Genomic DNA, 16,721 nt, shown 5'->3' with positions numbered 1-16,721 from the left:
GTTTAATGACCAAACCGCGCTGCCGAGAACGAGACGCGGGTGGGAAACGCATTGTGCGCGGGAGGCACGATGAACGATCCGATCCTCGAGATGCGCGGGGTCTCAAAATCCTTCTTTGGCATCAAGGCGCTGCGTGCCGTCGATCTCACCGTCTACGCCGGCGAGATTCACGCCTTGATGGGTGAGAACGGCGCCGGCAAGTCGACGTTGATGAAGATCCTGTCCGGCGCTTACAGACCTGATCCCGGCGGCGAGATCCGCATCGAAGGACATCCGGTACGGATCGAAGGCCCGCTCGGCGGCCGCGCGGCGGGCATCTCCATCATCTATCAGGAGCTGTCGCTGGCGCCCAATCTCAGCGTGGCGGAGAATATTTATCTCGGACGGGAGATCTCGCGTTCAGGACTGCTGGCGCGCGGGGAGATGCGCGAGGGCGTCGGTCCCATTTTGAAGCGGCTGGGCGCAGACTTCCTGCCGTCGACGCTGGTGGCGCATCTGTCCATGGGCCAGCGGCAACTGGTCGAGATTGCGCGTGCGCTGCACGCAAGATCGAAAATTCTGATCATGGACGAGCCGACCACCGCGTTGTCGGCCGGCGAGAGTGCGCGGCTGTTCGCGCTGATCCGTCAGCTCAGGGCGGAGGGGCTTGCCATCATCTACATCTCGCATCGCATGGACGAGGTCTACGCGCTCGGCGACCGCGTCACCGTGCTGCGCGACGGCCGGCTGGTCGGCTCGCTCGACAAGCCCGATATCCGTGCCGACACCATCGTGCGGCTGATGGTCGGGCGCGACGTCTCGTCGTTCTACAAGAAGGATCACGATCCCGACGCGGGGCGCGGACATCCCGTGCTCGCCGCGATCGACATGGCCGACGGCCAGCGCGTCAGGGGCTGCTCGCTCACCGTGCATGCGGGCGAAGTGATTGGCATGGCCGGCCTGATCGGCGCCGGCCGCACCGAGCTTGCCCATCTCATCATCGGCGCGCTGCCAAAAACTTCCGGCCGGCTCGAGCTGGAGGGACATCCGGTCGAGATCCGCAACCCCGGTGAGGCGCTCGAGGCCGGCATCGCCTATCTGACCGAGGACCGCAAGGCGCTCGGCCTGTTCCTGGACATGTCGTGTCTGGACAACATCAACCTCGCGGTGCTCGGCCGCGACGCAAAGCTCGGCTGGTTCCTGGATCGCGACAAGGCGCGCGAGCGCGCCGACAGGGCCTTCGCAGGCCTCAGCATCCGCGCCGCCAATGTCGGCGTTCCCGCCGGTGGACTGTCCGGCGGCAATCAGCAGAAGCTGCTCTTGTCGCGGCTTCTCGCCATCGGGCCAAAAGTGCTGATCCTCGACGAGCCGACGCGTGGCGTCGATGTCGGCGCCAAGTCCGAGATCTATTCGATCATCGACAATCTGGCCAAGGCCGGCACCGCCATCCTCGTCATCTCGTCCGACCTGCCCGAGATCATCGGCATTTGCGACCGTGTCGTCGTCATGCGGGCCGGCCACATCGCCGGCGAGGTGAGGCGCGGACCCAATTCGCCGCTGGCACAAGAAGACATCATGGCGCTTGCCACGGGGATGGAGCATCTCGATGCCTGACAACGGTGCTGCGGAGGTTCAGTCCGCCCCGACGACGACCAACGGTGCCGCCGCTGAGACAAAGCGCCAGCGGGTGAGGATGCTGATCAGCGCGCTCGGCATGCTGCCGGTGCTGCTGATCCTCTGCATCGGCTTCCATTTCCTGTCCGAGGGGCGCTTCTTCACCGGACAAAATCTCGGCATCGTGTTGCAGCAGGCCGCAGTGAACACCGTGCTGGCCGCAGGCATGACCTTTGTCATCCTCACCGGCGGCATCGATCTCTCGGTCGGCTCGATCCTGGCGGCCGCCGCGATGGCCGGGCTGACGCTGTCCAAGCTGCCGGAGCTTGGCGTGCTGTGGCTGCCGGCCGCGCTGCTCACCGGCCTTGTCTTCGGTGTCGTCAACGGCGCGCTGATCGCGCTGCTCCGCCTGCCGCCTTTCATCGTCACGCTCGGCTCTCTCACGGCGGTGCGCGGCCTTGCGCGACTGCTCGGGGCCGACACCACCGTGTTCAATCCGTCCATTCCCTATGCCTTCATCGGCAACGGCTCGCTGACGCTCGTTCCCGGCGTCGCGTCGATCCCGTGGCTCTCGGTGATCGCCTTGCTCGTCATCCTGGTCTCGTGGCTGGTGCTGCGGCGGACCGTGCTCGGCGTGCACATCTACGCGGTGGGCGGCAATGAGAGCGCGGCGCGGCTTGCGGGCATCAAGGTCTGGGGCGTGCTGATCTTCGTCTATGGCATCTCCGGGCTTTTCGCCGGGCTCGGCGGCGCCATGCAGGCGGCGCGGCTCTACGCCGCCAACGGCCTGCAGCTCGGCCAGTCCTACGAGCTCGATGCGATCACCGCCGTGATCCTGGGCGGCACCTCGTTCGTCGGCGGCATCGGCTCGATCTGGGGGACGCTGGTCGGCGCGCTGATCATCGCGGTGCTGTCGAACGGCCTCATCCTCGTCGGTGTCTCTGACATCTGGCAATATGTCATCAAGGGCCTGGTGATCATCGGCGCCGTGGCGCTCGATCGCTATCGGCTGCAAGGCTCCGCCAGAACTTGAAAGGCTCCGCCAGAACCTGAAAGGCTCCGCCAGAACTTGAAAGCTTCCGTTGCGGCAACTGGTCTGCCGTGCCGGGAATGAAGACAGACCAGGGAGGGAAGTCCATGTTGAAGACGATCATGCTCGCCGGCGCCGCGACGGCGCTTGTTCTTAGCACCGCGCCGTCCTCGGCCAAGGAGCTCAAGTCGATCGGCGTCTCGCTGGGGTCGATGGGTAACCCGTTCTTTGTCGCGCTGTCGAACGGCGCCGAGTTCGAGGCAAAGAAGGCCAATCCCAACGTGAAGATCACCGCGGTCGGCTTCGAATACGATCTCGGCAAGCAGGTCACCCAGATCGACAATTTCATCGCCGCCGGCGTCGATCTGATCCTGCTCAACCCCGGCGATCCCAAGGCGATCGGGCCGGCGATCAAGAAGGCGCAAGCCGCGGGCATCGTCGTCGTTGCGGTCGACACCGCGGCCGAGGGCGCCGATGCCACCGTGACCACGAACAACGTGCAGGCCGGCGAGATCTCCTGCCAGTACATCGTCGACAAGCTCGGCGGCAAGGGCGACGTCATCATCGAGAACGGGCCGCAGGTCTCCGCCGTGATCGATCGCGTCGTCGGCTGCAAGAACGTGTTTTCGAAGAATCCCGGCATCAAGGTGTTGTCCAGCGACCAGGACGGCAAGGGCTCGCGCGAAGGCGGCCTCACCGTCGCGCAGGGCTATCTGACCCGCTTCCCCAAGATCGATGCCATCTTCGCCATCAACGATCCCCAGGCGATCGGCACCGACCTTGCGGCGCGCCAGCAAAACCGCAGCGGAATCATCATCACGGCGGTCGACGGCGCGCCCGATATCGAGGCCGCGCTGAAGGATCCGCAGTCGCCGCAGATCCAGGCCTCGGCTTCGCAGGACCCGTTTTTCATGGCGCGGCGGGCCGTGCAGGTCGGTGTCGGCATCCTCAACGGCCAGAAGCCGGCCTCGACCGTCGAGCTTCTGCCGTCCAAGCTCGTGACCAGGGACAACGTTGCGCAATACAAGGGCTGGACCTCGGATCGTTCGCAGTAAGCTTCCCTTGCTGAGGCGGCAAACTACGAAATCGCGGGCGGTGTGTTTGATTCACGCCGCCCGTGGCGTCATGGCCGCCGGCTCGCGCTGATCCGCGTCAGCGCGCGGCGGAAGGATTGGTTCGCGCGGACAATACAGTCGACGGAGACTTGCTGGCAAAAGCGGTCGTCTTGGGTTGGACGCGCGAGCCGTCGATCAGCTCGAGCCGGCCGCAGCGGTTCAGGGTGTGGAGCTTCCTGCCGGGCCATGCCGGTCCGGGTTTCAGCCAATGGCGCACGGTCTGCCTGAAGGCCGTCGGCGACAGTTCGACCACTTCCGCCAGCGCGAGTGCCGCGCCGTATCCGTCGGCGCAGTTCTGGACCGGGCGCCACAATTTGTCGTTGATCGTGACGAAATTCCCTGCCGGCCGCGCGCTCGCGCGGTCGATCAGGACCGGATTGCTGGCATGCGGCAGCCAGGGCCCCAGGAGGTGCTCCGCGCAATAGATCGCCAGCGAATCCGAGTAGCCGCCGCTTCCGTCGCGCCAGGCGCCGAACAGATAATGCAGGCCGTTGTGCCGCGTGATCGTCACATCGGCCAGCTCGAGGCCCGACAGCAACGTCGCGTGCCGCTCCCATTTGTCCGGGAAGCGGACGCATTTGTAGAGGGCGACGTCACCGTTGGTCGAGCTCTCGGGGATCATCCACAACGCGCCACCATCTTCGATCAGAAACGGATAGGAGAGGTGCCACGGCTCCTCCAGCACCGGCACGGCCTCGCCGACCGGTCCGTTGTCACGGAACTCGACCGCCGAAATGATGCCTTTTCCGACGCGGTGATCGAGGTCTTCGAAGAAGACGAATGTTCGTCCCTGCCACGTGATCGGAAACGGATCGGCGTAGAAGTGGTTTCCGGGATCTTTCAGAACGTTCCAGCTCGGACCCGATAGATCGCCGGTCTGCCAGACGCCCGCGCCGTCATTGAAGCGCCATCCGATATGCCAATGCGGGGCATAGCAGCAGAGACGATAGATCTCCTTGGCGATCGATACGGCGAGGCCGCGCACGACATAGGCCGTCGGCTGCCGGCTGACGCCCGCTCCAGCGGCGCGCGCCAGCTGCGGCACGATGCGCGGCCTTCCCGACAGGATCGCCGCCACCATGGTCAGGGTTCGCGCCATGACGGTCTCGAGCGCGCCGCTGAGGCCGACGGCAATTTCGCCGGATGGATGGCCGCGATCGACGACCGAGCCGTCGACCTCGTTGACGATCTCGATCACCGGCAGGTCGCCGGCCAGAATGGCGGCGAGCGCGGCATTCTCGCCTGCAACTCCATTGAACAGCGGACGGAGATACAGCCGGGCGGCGCTGCCCGGATCGCGCGCGGTACCGGTGAAATCGACGATGACGTCGGCGGTCTCGGGATGAGCCCGCGTCCGCTCCGGAATGCTGTCGAGCCTGTTGGCGCCGCTGGGCTTGCCCTTGTGCAACACCACACGTTCGAGCTCGAAAAGAGTGTCGAGACCCGCGGGCCGCGGCTCGGCATTTGCCGTCCAGGCGATTTGAACCGGAACATCCCGGCCGTCGATCGACAGCGTCTCGCGGCTCATCCACCGCCGCGCGTATTCTCGTTCACAGCGAAACTCGATGATCATGTCGAGCCGATCTATTCCAACGTCAAATGACCTGGCCGAGAATACGAACGTATTCCTCCACCATGGCATCTACCGAATAGCGCAGCCTCAGGCCTTTGGCGTTTTGTCGCAGCGCCTCGCGCAAATGTTGGTCCGTCAGCAGCCTGGAGACGGCCGCCGAGAGCTTCGGATGATCGGAGGCATCGACGAAGAGCGCAGTCGGCTTGCCTTCGTAGGACAGCACTTCGCGCAGGACGGGAAGATCGGTCACGACGGAGGGAACACCCGCGTTCGCAGCCTCGACCGCGGCCAGGCCGAAAGTTTCAGCCTGTGTCGGGAATACGAACACGTCGAGACAGGCGAGAAAGTCCGCCATCCGGCTGGGGGGAATTTCTCCGAGCAAATGCAGCCTGTCCGAGACCTTCAATTCATCCGCCAGCAGCTTCAGCCGGGCCTCGTCGGCGCCCTGGCCGGCGAGCGCGAGATGCCAGGACGGTTGATCCGGCAACAGACGTATCGCCATGTCGAGCCGCTTGTGCGGATGCAGCCTTGCGGCGCAGCCGAGCAGGACGCGATCGGGCGGCAGATTGAACTTCTGTCGTGCAGCGTCCTTCGACAGGGTGAGGGCCTTGTCGTCGAAGCCGTGCGGCACATGCACCATGCGCGACCGGTAAGCCGCGGGGTAACGCGAATATTCGCGCTCCATGTCCTGCGAATTGAGCGTGATGCGGTCGAAGAAGCCGAGGCTGCCCATGACGATGTCGGCGGTGCGGACCGGCCAGCTCATCGACAGCGCGGATGAAACCTGATTGGCGACGACAGGAGCGCGACTGACGAGGCGCGTGACGCCGCCGCCGATGACGTTGCCGAAATGCTGAAATGTCAGGACGGCGTCGGGCCTGATGGTCCTGATGTGGCGGCTGAGCGTCCACAGCATCCGGAGCAGCGCGAACGGATTGCCCGGCCGGCTCGGCGCGCAATAGAGCGTGTCGGGCGGCTCGTCGAAAGAGTCCGATTTGCGGAAGAAGAACAGATTGGTGACGCGGTAGCCGCGCGCCGTCAGCCCGGCCCCGAGCAGCCTGGAGATTTCCTGCGCGCCGGCGTTCTCGCCCTGGGTTTGGGCGAGCAGCACGTGCGGCTTGGGTCCGCCGCCGTTCGACCGCGCGAGTGCTGCCGCGGTCGTCTCGCCCAAATCCTTGTTCGGCTGATAGTGCAGCACGGCTCCCGACCCGCTAGAGAAACGAAATCTTCACCTTCTTAACTCCGTACCTATCATGTGGGCATCGCGTGGACACCGGCTAGCAACAAACGGAGTTAATGCGAGGCTCGCCCGTCGACATCGTTCTCGCAGCGATTTCGCTGGTTCCCGGATGCTGCGCAGCGAGCGCGTTAACCAATCGATCCTGCGCGCCGCCGACGCGTGAGAAAAGTGCGCAGCGGTTTTCCGATAAGATCATGCTACAACCTAAAGCGCGATGACGACTCATCCTGATCGCATCGCGCTTTAGTCGCTGGAGTCGGCGCCGCGAACGGCATAATTGCCACGTTTCATGGCAGTGAAGCGCAACAGCACGAGAATTGAGGGATCGACCCCTGAGCGCCGGCGGCAGAGCACGTTCAGGGCAATGGTGGCGAGCGCCAGCGACACTGTCGCCGAAATCGCCGCGCCCAGCACGCCGAGCCAGGGAATCAGGACGAGAAATCCCGCGAGCCGCAGCGCGACGTTGGCGGCAACGACGGGAACGTAGATTCGTTCATGGCCGGTCAGCTGCAGGATCGCAGCGGACGGGCCGCCTGCGGCCTGGATGGCCGTTCCGATCGCAAGCACGATCAGGACCGAATGCTGTTCGGTGAAATGGGGTCCGAACAGGTTAAGGAGATAGGGGCCGCCGATCCAGATCGTGGCGAGCCCGGCGGCCACGCAAAGCGCGGTCACTTCCGCCATCAACCGCAAGGTCCGCTCGAACTCCCGATGGTTCTTGCTGAAATACAGCGAGGGAAGCCGTCGCGCGCCGAACGTGTACAGCGCCGCAGACACCATGGCGAAGATGTTGGCGAGGCGCGAGGCGGCAAAGTAGATGCCGGCCGTCGCCGGATCCAGCATCCAGTAGACCAGGATGACGTCGAAATACTGGTTCGCGACCTCGAGGATGGATGCGATCCAGAAGTGCAGGGCGCTCGAGCGCCAGCGCGACGCTTCTGAGCGTGCGGCTGTACCGCGCAAATTCGGCAGCACGCGCGCGATCGAAACGATCTGCGCAACGAGGCCGACCGACATGGCAATTGTCATCACCGCGATCAGCTCGGCGGGATCGAGTTGCCGGTGAGCGAGCAGCATGGCGATCAGGAAGAGGACGACGATGACCCGCCAGAAGAACTCGCGGTTTCCTTCGCCCATCAGAATGCTGACCAGCGAGCGTGCAACCTGGCTGCCGAGCATCACGCCGGCATTCACGGCCGTGTAGGCGGATACCGCGAGTATCAGCACCCACCAGTCGCCTCTCGCGCTCGCCGCGATGGCAATCCCGGCGATCACAATCAGCATGGCGACCGAGGCGATCTTGAAGCTCGACAGCAGGAGGCCTTTGGTGAGATCCGGCCGGTCGCCGACCTGATACTCGTTCAGGAAGCGCACCAGCAGCGATTCCTGGCCGACCAGTCCCACGACGGCGGCGATCTGGGCCACCGAAAGCCAGGTCGCGAAGATGCCGAAGCCATCGGGCGACATGGTTCGTGCCGCCAGCGAAAACAACGCAAACGCAAGTGCGCCGCTGCCAACCTTGAGGAGGATGGTTCCGACGACACCGCGCGTGACGTCACGCCGCAACAACTGGAGGATGGATTCGATCATGGAAGTTTAAGGAGCTGCTTTCTCCCGAAGCGACGTGCTCCGACGCCGACGGCAACCTAGCATGCCGAAAAACCGCGAGTGTTAATGGGTGGCAAGCACGTTCTTGCCGGCGACGTCGTCATCCCGGTGGTTTCGATTGCGTCACTGTGGAACATCGCCGTCCTCATTGTCTCAAATAGAGCAAGCCTTGGCCGGACCGCATGACGGCGCAGCACCATATCGACGGCAGATAACGGCGAGATCACCCGTTGAATGCGGTTGGCTCGCCGGGGATCGGCCGCCGCGCTGCCAGACACCCAAAGTTACGGGAATCCCGAGCAAGAGGCGTGCCGGCCATTGTCGGGACAGCCGGCTCGCCGCTCCGTTAACCTCGATAGCGAGAAATGATCGCGTTTGATCCTGCGATGCGACATCAGGCCAGAGAATTGCACGTGCGACTTTAGTTGACCGTTGGGGAGCCTGGGATCATGACGGCGGACAGAAATGTGACCGAGCCGATCGCCGAAGCCGGCACTTCGAGGACCGTTGCCGACATTGCGATCGTCGGCGGCGGCCTTGCGGGATCGCTTGCGGCGGCCGTGCTGGCGCAGGCAGGGCACCGCATTGCGCTGATCGACAAGCGCGCGGTCTATCCGGACGAATTCCGGGTCGAGAAGATCGGCGGGCATCAATTGGCGATGCTGCGCAAGCTGGGCTTCCTCGACGCGCTCGACAAGGTCGCCTGTCGATATGATCAGGTGCTCAATATCCGGGAAAGCAAGGTGGTCGATGTCAGCGTCGGCCAGGCCTACGGGTTTCCCTACGCCGATCTCGTGGCCATGGCGCGCAGCCAGATGCCCGATCCATCCGGCCTGATCGTCGACGAGGTCACGGCGGTCAGCTGCAGCGACGACGTCCAGCATCTCGAACTGGCCTCCGGACGGCAAGTGACCGCGCGCCTCGTCGTACTGGCCGCAGGCATGGCGGGAGCTCTCGCTTACAAGCTCGGGATCAGGCGGCGCGTGCTGGCCGAGCGCCATTCGGTGTCGTTCGGCTTCACGATTGTACGCCAGGACGGTCGTCCGTTCGATTTCGAGGCGCTGACCTGCTATGGCGAGCGCACGGCGGACGGCATCGACTATCTCAGCCTGTTTCCCGTCCGCGTCGGCATGCGGGCCAATCTCTTCATGTTCCGCGACCCGACCGATCCGATCATGCGCGAGCTGCGTCGCGAGCCGGAGGCGACGTTGTTGCGTCTGCTGCCGGGATTGCGGCCCTATCTCGGCGATTTCCGCGTCGTCGACCGGGTCCAGAACTGGGTGATGGATCTGACCGTCGTCGAGGGACACCTGCAGCCCGGCGTCGTGCTCATCGGCGATGCGTTCCAGACCAATTGTCCCGCCGCCGGCACGGGCGTCGCGCGCTTGCTGGTGGACGTCGATCGTCTTTGCACCGAATATGCGCCGCGATGGCTCATGACCGCCGGCATGGGCCAGGAGAAGATTTCGCAGTTCTATTCCGATCGCGACAAGATCGCGGCGGACCAGCAGTCGCTGAAGATGGCGCGCTTCCGCCAGGCCCTGACGTCCCGCAACGATATCGGCTGGGATGTCCGGCGCCGATTGCACTTCCTGCGGCGCAGCCTGACACACCGTGTCGATCAGATGCATCCGGGCTGGCTCGGACGTGTTCGCGGCGCGCTGCGCGCCTGAGCTCTGGGTTCTTCGCCCGCCGCCGGATCAGCGCGTAGGCGTCGGCGTGCGGGCAGGAGGGAGCCGCAAATCCGCTAGCCGCTTGGCCGCCAGCTTCAGCCAGGGCGCCTGATTCAGCGCGAACAGGGCGACGGCGCCTGCGGGGCTGCCGACCTGCGTGACCGCCCACATCGGCGACGGCTGCCCGCCGAACAATTTCTTGTATGGCTCGTCACCAATGGTGAAATCGAGCATCTGATCGCCGCGCTCGATACAGTCCCGCGCCACCTGCTCGAACATCAGCGCGCCGAGGGACTGGCTCTTGTACCCGTCAATGTCGAAGGCGCTCATGATGACGAGGAAGCTGTCCCGATGGCACAGTCCGAGCACGGCGGCGATCACCTCGCCGTCCATCTTCATGGCGTAGAGGCGTACGAAGCTGCCGAGACCACGAAGGGCCACGTCGGAATAGAAGCCGAAATACTCGGGGCGCTGAAGCAGGTCGCCGTCGCCTTGTGCCTGAAAGCGCGGACCGCGAAACCTCTTCATCACCTCCATCGTCTCGAGCACGGAGGCGCTGTCGTTGCAGCATGAGAAGCTCAGCGCGCCCTTCTTCTGGAGCTGGCGATATTTCTTTGCAAGCTCCTTCTGATAGGAGCGATCGAGCGCACTGGCGCGCCATTGCTCGAACGGTGCGACGAGAACCGTCGCGTAGGCATTGGTGTCCATCGACACGCGGCGCGATGCAGCCAGGAGGTCTTCGATCGGAAGCCGGCTGTCGGGCAGCTTGGTCATTCGCAGCAGCTCGAAAGGGCGAACGAGGCGGCGGATCTGCGCGCATGCCTCCGAGTCGTCGAGCAGTTGCGAAAACACCTCCGGGCTGCAAACCGGTGCCAGGTAGTCGGAGACGCGCAGATCGGCGAACTCGACCGTTCGGATCGGACCGCGCCGGATCCGCAGCAGGGGCAGCACCATCGCAAGCGCTCCCGTCGCGCGGTGGCGGACCACGACGACCAGCGGTGCCGCGCCGGCATGCGAGGCGAGCCTGGCGTAGAGGCTGTGCAGCCAGATCGGATGCTGGAACGCGGTCGCGGCCGAGCGATCAAACAGCCCGGCATATTCCGGGGATAGAAAGTCGAATGACTGCTCGATGCCGATGTCGAACGTGTTGCTAAGCTTGTTCATGCGCAATCAAGGACACCAGGCAGTTCGCGAAGATCGATCGAGCCGTAGCTGCGCTTTATAGCAGGGTCGTTACGGGCGAGACACCGGCGGTGTGCGATTTGCATCAATGCGCTCAACCACGTTCGTATCGTTATCAAAGTCTTAAATCTCGGATCCGTCTGGATGTTGCTGCACGATCGCGGTGGATTTCCAGACCTCGTCATTCGTGTAACATCGCCGGCACAGTCCTGAATGCGCAGACAATGTCCCTCTTCTCACGACGAGAATTGCTCGATGCGGCGGCACGGATCACGGCGCTGGCTGCCTGGCCCGCTGGCGCAGCCGCTGACGATTACCCCTCCCGGCCCATCAGGCTGGTCATTCCCTATACGGCCGGCGCCGCGGGCGATCAGATCGGCCGTCCCTGGGCCGACAGGACTGCCCCGCTGCTGGGGCCGATCTATGTCGAGAATATCGGCGGCGCGGGCGGCGCGATCGGCTCCGCCGCGGTGGCGCAGAGCGCGCCCGACGGCTATTCGCTTCTGCTCGGCAATGGCAGCACCCAAGTGTTGATCCCGCTGTCTTCGGCTCAACCGGCCTACGACGCGGTTCGTGATTTCCGCGCCGTCTACCGCCTGATCACCAGCACGCTTGCATTCGCGGTTCATCCGTCCCTGCCGGTGAAGGATCTGCGGGAGCTGACAGCTTTTGCCAAGGCCAATCCGGACAAGCTCTCCTACGGCACGCCGGGGCTCGGCACCGGCAATCATCTCGTCGGGGAGATGTTCAGACGACAATCCGGCCTCGGAGCGGACTTCATCCATGTCCCCTATCGGGGCATGGGGCCCGCGACAAACGACCTGGTGAGCGGCCAGATTTCTTCGGTGATTGCGGTGGTCTCGAGCCAGATCCTGCAATTGCATCATGCGGGCAAGTTGCGGCTGATCGCCGTGACGAGCGATCGGCGGTTGAGCGGCGCGCCGGACATTCCGACGGTGATTGAGGCCGGCATGCCCGGCCTCGGATACGCCGGCTGGTTCGGCTTGTTCGCTCCAAGAGCGACCCCCGATACGGTCGTGGAGCGGATCGCTGCGGCGACCCGTACCGCGATGGCCGATCCAAAGTTGCAGGAAAGCTATCGTTCGCAAGGTCTGGAGCCGGACGTCGATTCAGGTCCCGACAAGTTTCAGCGCCTGGTCGAGGACGAACTGGCCCGCCTGGCTCCCGTCGTCAAGGCGATCGGGCTGAAGCGCGACTGAGATGAGCTTGCCGACGTCACAATGTGGGCTTTAGAGCGCTCGTTCCGACATGAGCCCGGACCGCGTGGCGCTCGGGATCGATCCAGCCATGTTGGCGCGATGTCAGAGACGCACGCCGGTCGTAGCGAACGCTTGGGCGACGGGCTCCTGGACTCTGTTCAAGACCACCATCCCCGCAATCGCGATCAGTAAGGCCGCGACACAGCCAAGCAAAAAGGCCTTCATTTTCAGACTCTCTCGATTGGAACATCAAGCCATCTATACGATACATCCTTGATGTGACCAGTCGGAAACTAATCCGGGCGATGCCAAAAGTCGGCTATTGCGCTGCACGCTTCGGAACGGAAGGCGGTTTGGCCCATTTCAGTACGGAGATGGGAGGATTCCGCGTGAAATTGCTGACAACGTCCTTGTGCTTCGCAGCACTTTGCCTTTCCGGAAGCGTCTGCGCGCAGCCCGCACAATCCGGCTCATCGGCAGCGCAAACCCCGCCCGAGGACAAGGGCCAGCGACAGCCGCAAGGCTGGACCGGCCCGATCAATACGGGGTCGGGTGGCGCGCCCGCCGAAAGTCCGCAAGGTCAGAGTCCGCCTGGAATGCAGGCTGCGCCAGAGGGATCGTCGAAAACCACGACGGCGCCGGCCAAGTAGGCCGGTTCCGATATTCATCTCTGCCGGCGCTTCTGGCAATCTTGAGAGCGTGAATGTGACCAGGGCCGGCCGGGAATGACCAGATCACCTTTGTGCGCGAAGATGGCCGCCGCGCTGTGGGCCGTCTTTGCCGTCGCATCCGCGCATGCCGACATGGCGGGACACGGTGGCCCCATACGGGCGCTTGCCGTTTCCCCCGACGGCGACGAGCTTCTGTCCGGGAGCTTCGATACGTCGGCCATCCATTGGTCCCTCAGGACGGATAGCGCAGAGCAAGTGCTTCGGTATCATGCCGATGGCGTCAATGCGGTCGTCTTGCTGACGGACCGCCGCATGATAACGGGCGGCGCGGACGCACGGATCGCGGTGTGGACGGCGGGCCGCCCCCAGCCGGACCGCGTGCTGGAGGGACATGTCGCGCCGATCGTGGCGCTTGCCGTATCGCCCGATGGATCGCTTCTCGCATCGGCATCGTGGGATCGGACGGTGCGGCTCTGGTCGCTATCGGACGGCACGTCGCGTGTGCTCGAAGGGCATTCGCAGAACGTCAACGGCGTCGCCTTCACGCCGGACGGCAGGCTTGTCAGCGTCGGCTACGATCTTGCGCTGCGCATCTGGCATTTGCCGGATGGCCAGCCCGAAATCGCGACGTTGCCGGCGCCGCTGAACGCCGTGGCCGTGGCGCCGGATGGTGAGATCGTCACCGCTGCGGTCGATGGCAGGCTGCGCATGCTGACCAGGGAGGGCAAACTCAGCGGCGAGGTCGCGGCAAGTCCCACGCCGGTGGTGGCTTTGGCAATGTCGGCTGACGGCACCTTGATCGCTGCGGCCGGCATCGGCGGCACAGTGGCGATCATCGATCGCAAGTCGCGCAGCCTGTTGCGAACGCTGGTTGGACCTGGTCTGCCGGTATGGTCGGTCGCCTTCCTGCCGGATCGCGAGACGCTGCTGACCGGCGGCGCGGACGGCAAGATCAGACGCTGGAATGCGCGCACCGGCGATCCCATCGGCTCGATCCTGGCAGGATTGCCGCCCGATCCGCTCGCCGCCTATGCCGGCGATCATGGTGCCGACGTGTTCCGGGCGTGCGTTGCCTGTCATACGCTGTCGGAGAAGGAGGTGCAGCGCGCGGGTCCGACGCTTGCAGGATTGTATGGCCGCAAGATCGCATCGTTGCCGGGCTACCGTTTCTCCGATGCCCTGAAGTCGATGGACATCACCTGGACGCCGGAGACGGTTGCGAAGCTGTTCGAAATTGGACCGAACGCCTACACCCCTGGCACCAGGATGCCGGAGCAGCGCATCGGCTCGGCCGAGGATCGCCGCGCGCTCACCGATTTCCTTGGCCGCGTGACGTCGCGCTAAAGCATGATCCGGAAAAGTGCGCAGCGGTTCTCCGAGAAGATCATGCTTAAACAACAACCTAAAGCGCGATGACGATTCATCCCAGTCGCATCGCGCTTTAGGCCGCTCAGATCGAATCCCAATTGTCCATCGGAAGATCCTTCATCTCCGGATGTTGCTTGAGAATCTGAATGACGTCGATGCCGGGGTGCTCCTTGAGCGCCTCCGCGACGCAATGATTGACGTATTTGCGGCGCGACAGCCACGCGATCTTCTTGCCCTTGGCTTCGGCCTTGCAGCCGGCGATCGCCTGCTTCACGGCGACCTTCTGCGCCTTGGTCAGCGGAGGCGCGGCAGCTTCGGCCGCTCCGCCGGCGAGAGCGATGGAGATCATGCACGTCGACAGAGCTGCGATCAAACGAGACATGGTGATGCTTCCCCCCTGGTTTCCTGCCCCTTGAGTCTGGTGGTCTTGTCTAGTCCTTGCCCTCGCGCTGGCGTAGATAGTCGTCGGTCGTCCGCGGCGGTGTCCGTTCCGGAACGCCCTTGAATGGATCGAATTGCTGCTCGCTCGTGACGATGACGCGGCAGTCGGCGCACATCCTGAGCGTCTCGATCCGTTTGTCGCCGGCCGGATACATCCAATGGCGGCCTTCAAGCTTGGCTGCGATGCGGTCGATCGTGCTCTTCACGCCGAACGGCGTGCCGCAACGGACGCAGAGCGCGGGCTCCTCCTCCTTGAGGATCGCGGCGGGCGCGCGGGCCGCGCGGAAATCGATTTGCGGCACAAGGCTGATGACCTTCTCGGGACAGGTGCTCTCGCACAGCCCGCATTGCACGCAGGCATCCTCGATGAACTTCAGCACGGGCCGCTCGGGATCGTCCCGTAGTGCGCCGGTCGGGCAGGCCGAGACGCAGGAGAGGCACAGCGTGCAGCCGCTGGCGTCGACGCGGATCGCGCCGATCGGCGCGCCCTGCGGCAGCGCGATCACGTCGACCGGCTTCGGCGCCAGACGATGCAGCTCGCTCAATCCGAAGCGTAAGAGGTCGCGCCGCTTGCCTACGGTCTTGAAGGTCGCGGGCGTCGCGACGGCCGCGAGCGTGCCGATGTCAGTCAAATGCTCGCCGAGCGCGTCGGGATCGTCCGTTTCGATGGTGGCGAGGCGGCGGCCGGCAAATCCGAGACCGTCGAGGATCGCCTCGGCCATGCCGATCGTCTGCAACAGTCCGGTGACGTCGTGGCGCGGCTTGGCGCGCAGCAGATAGCGCACGGCGGAGACGCCATAGGCGAAGGCACCGACGATCGCCTCCAGCCCGAGCTGCGTGAGCTCGTTCACGGCAAAGGGAAGCACATTCGCCGGCAGGCCGTCGCCGTGACGCGCCAGGGCATCGATCAGCGGCGTGCCGTGCGGGCTGTCGTGAAAGAGCAGCACGGCGTTTGCGCCGCCGGCCTCGCGGTAGGCGAGCAGCATGGCGCGAATTCGCTGCAGCTGCGTATCGGCGGGCGGCAGCGCGTAGGATGCAGCGCCGGTCGGGCAGGCGGCCGCGCATTGGCCGCAGCCCGCGCAGATGTTCGGGTCGATCGCGACATGATCGCCGATGGGCGTGATCGCCCCGGTCGGGCAGAGATCGAGGCACCGGTGACAGCCTGTGCGCTTGGAGCGCGAATGGGCGCAAAGAGCGGGCGTGACATCGACATATTTCGGCTTGTCGAAGCTGCCGACGAGATCGCGGGCGGTCAGCACGGCGCGCAGCACCGCAGCGGGATCCTTCGTGTCGGCGCGAAGATAGCCGTCGCGCAGGTCGTGAGCGGGAAACAGCGGCCTATCGCCGGAAAGATCGAGCACGATGTCGCAGCGCGAGGTGACGCCGCTTCGCGCCGCATCCAGCACGAAGCGATCGCGCGAGGAGGGGCGGGGACGCGCATAGTCGTCGATCGCAAGCTCGAAGGCGCCGAAATGCCCCTTCGCGGAGCGGATCGTCCCCTTCACGATCGGGAAGACCGTCGCCGCCGGCGGCGTTATGTCGTCGAGCTGCTTCAGCATCACCGTGACGTCGAGGTGATCGGCAAGCAGGCGGCCGGCCTCGATCGCGGCCTCATCGCGCCCGTAGATCAGGACCACGCCCTCGCTCGACAAGGTGACGAGAGGATAGTCCGGTGCCTGGACGGAAGTGGACGCGAGCAGGGCGGCCATCTTCGGGCCGGCGCGCGCGCCGTCGCTCGACCAGCCGGCGGTTTCGCGGATATTGACGAAACTGATCGCATCGGGCCGGTCGCCCGCCTCGTCCGAGAACTGCGCCGCCTGCTGCGTGCAGGCGACGGTCAAGGCGCCTTCTGTCGCCGCGATCTTGCGGAAATGATCGAGCTCCGCACCGCAGAGATGGCTGAAGCTCTTGATCTCGCTGCTCGGACATCCGCGCCGGATCGCGGCCGCGTCGAGGCGCATCGTGCCTTCGCACGAGCAGATCAGGATGGTCTTCGCTGGCTGCTCC

General features: G+C 64.6%; 12 protein-coding genes. 6 read left to right on the top strand and 6 right to left on the bottom strand.

The annotated features are described in order from the left end of the window. Positions 1–69 precede the first annotated feature (69 nt). The 3 genes from E4K64_RS13840 (at position 70) to E4K64_RS13830 (ending at position 3,678) form a co-directional block, all read left to right on the top strand. Positions 70–1,593, top strand: a complete 1,524-nt coding sequence (locus E4K64_RS13840) for a sugar ABC transporter ATP-binding protein (protein WP_135164012.1) — start codon at positions 70–72, stop codon at positions 1,591–1,593. Then, the gene (locus E4K64_RS13835; protein ID WP_126255948.1) at positions 1,586–2,626 is read left to right on the top strand and encodes an ABC transporter permease subunit; all 1,041 of its coding nucleotides are present in this window, start codon (positions 1,586–1,588) and stop codon (positions 2,624–2,626) included. Before E4K64_RS13840 ends, E4K64_RS13835 begins: the two co-directional genes overlap by 8 nt. 104 nt (positions 2,627–2,730) lie before the next feature. Beyond that, complete coding sequence (locus E4K64_RS13830; RefSeq protein WP_135164011.1) at positions 2,731–3,678, top strand: ABC transporter substrate-binding protein; 948 nt, start codon at positions 2,731–2,733, stop codon at positions 3,676–3,678. A 97-nt stretch (positions 3,679–3,775) separates the two neighbouring features. On the opposite strand, the gene E4K64_RS13825 is transcribed toward E4K64_RS13830, so the two are convergent. From E4K64_RS13825 to E4K64_RS13815, 3 genes are all read right to left on the bottom strand, one after another. Beyond that, complete coding sequence (locus E4K64_RS13825) at positions 3,776–5,311, bottom strand: glucosamine inositolphosphorylceramide transferase family protein (protein WP_135164010.1); 1,536 nt, start codon at positions 5,309–5,311, stop codon at positions 3,776–3,778. A gap of 22 nt (positions 5,312–5,333) precedes the next feature. Next, positions 5,334–6,509 (bottom strand): glycosyltransferase family 4 protein, encoded by a 1,176-nt coding sequence (locus E4K64_RS13820; RefSeq protein WP_135164009.1) that lies wholly within the window; start codon positions 6,507–6,509, stop codon positions 5,334–5,336. 285 nt (positions 6,510–6,794) lie between these two features. Beyond that, positions 6,795–8,141, bottom strand: a complete 1,347-nt coding sequence (locus E4K64_RS13815) for a lipopolysaccharide biosynthesis protein (protein ID WP_135164008.1) — start codon at positions 8,139–8,141, stop codon at positions 6,795–6,797. 467 nt (positions 8,142–8,608) lie between these two features. On the opposite strand from E4K64_RS13815, the gene E4K64_RS13810 reads away from it, so the two are divergent. Further along, positions 8,609–9,832 carry an FAD-dependent monooxygenase gene (locus E4K64_RS13810; RefSeq protein WP_135164007.1) on the top strand — a complete coding sequence of 408 codons (1,224 nt, stop codon included), beginning with the start codon at positions 8,609–8,611 and terminating at the stop codon, positions 9,830–9,832. Between the two features lie 27 nt (positions 9,833–9,859). On the opposite strand, the gene E4K64_RS13805 is transcribed toward E4K64_RS13810, so the two are convergent. Beyond that, complete coding sequence (locus E4K64_RS13805; protein WP_135164006.1) at positions 9,860–10,996, bottom strand: GNAT family N-acetyltransferase; 1,137 nt, start codon at positions 10,994–10,996, stop codon at positions 9,860–9,862. Positions 10,997–11,238: 242 nt separating this feature from the next. Between E4K64_RS13805 and E4K64_RS13800 the strand changes: the two genes are divergently transcribed. Further along, a complete protein-coding gene (locus E4K64_RS13800; RefSeq protein WP_135164005.1) occupies positions 11,239–12,234 on the top strand; it encodes a Bug family tripartite tricarboxylate transporter substrate binding protein in 996 nt (331 codons plus the stop codon). A gap of 725 nt (positions 12,235–12,959) precedes the next feature. Further along, entirely contained in the window at positions 12,960–14,249 is a 1,290-nt protein-coding gene (locus E4K64_RS13795) for a c-type cytochrome (RefSeq protein WP_235884668.1), read from the top strand. Positions 14,250–14,355: 106 nt separating this feature from the next. Here the strand turns inward: E4K64_RS13795 and E4K64_RS13790 are convergent, their stop codons facing one another. Both E4K64_RS13790 and E4K64_RS13785 read right to left on the bottom strand, forming a co-directional pair. Continuing rightward, a complete protein-coding gene (locus E4K64_RS13790; RefSeq protein ID WP_235884667.1) occupies positions 14,356–14,655 on the bottom strand; it encodes a hypothetical protein in 300 nt (99 codons plus the stop codon). Positions 14,656–14,704: 49 nt separating this feature from the next. Then, complete coding sequence (locus tag E4K64_RS13785; protein WP_135164004.1) at positions 14,705–16,675, bottom strand: 4Fe-4S binding protein; 1,971 nt, start codon at positions 16,673–16,675, stop codon at positions 14,705–14,707. Positions 16,676–16,721 lie beyond the last annotated feature (46 nt).

Source organism: Bradyrhizobium frederickii (assembly GCF_004570865.1).
GTDB lineage: Bacteria > Pseudomonadota > Alphaproteobacteria > Rhizobiales > Xanthobacteraceae > Bradyrhizobium > Bradyrhizobium frederickii.
The sequence above is the reverse complement of the archived record's forward strand: the minus strand, read 5'-3'. Positions and strand labels throughout refer to the sequence as shown.

Coding starts and splice junctions, on each gene's coding strand:
- E4K64_RS13840 (WP_135164012.1), top strand. CDS start 70: ATGAACGATCCGATCCTCGAGATGCGCGGGGTCTCAAAATCCTTCTTT.
- E4K64_RS13835 (WP_126255948.1), top strand. CDS start 1,586: ATGCCTGACAACGGTGCTGCGGAGGTTCAGTCCGCCCCGACGACGACC.
- E4K64_RS13830 (WP_135164011.1), top strand. CDS start 2,731: ATGTTGAAGACGATCATGCTCGCCGGCGCCGCGACGGCGCTTGTTCTT.
- E4K64_RS13825 (WP_135164010.1), bottom strand. CDS start 5,311: ATGATCATCGAGTTTCGCTGTGAACGAGAATACGCGCGGCGGTGGATG.
- E4K64_RS13815 (WP_135164008.1), bottom strand. CDS start 8,141: ATGATCGAATCCATCCTCCAGTTGTTGCGGCGTGACGTCACGCGCGGT.
- E4K64_RS13810 (WP_135164007.1), top strand. CDS start 8,609: ATGACGGCGGACAGAAATGTGACCGAGCCGATCGCCGAAGCCGGCACT.
- E4K64_RS13805 (WP_135164006.1), bottom strand. CDS start 10,996: ATGAACAAGCTTAGCAACACGTTCGACATCGGCATCGAGCAGTCATTC.
- E4K64_RS13800 (WP_135164005.1), top strand. CDS start 11,239: ATGTCCCTCTTCTCACGACGAGAATTGCTCGATGCGGCGGCACGGATC.
- E4K64_RS13795 (WP_235884668.1), top strand. CDS start 12,960: ATGACCAGATCACCTTTGTGCGCGAAGATGGCCGCCGCGCTGTGGGCC.
- E4K64_RS13790 (WP_235884667.1), bottom strand. CDS start 14,655: ATGTCTCGTTTGATCGCAGCTCTGTCGACGTGCATGATCTCCATCGCT.
- E4K64_RS13785 (WP_135164004.1), bottom strand. CDS start 16,675: ATGCGCCTCGACGCGGCCGCGATCCGGCGCGGATGTCCGAGCAGCGAG.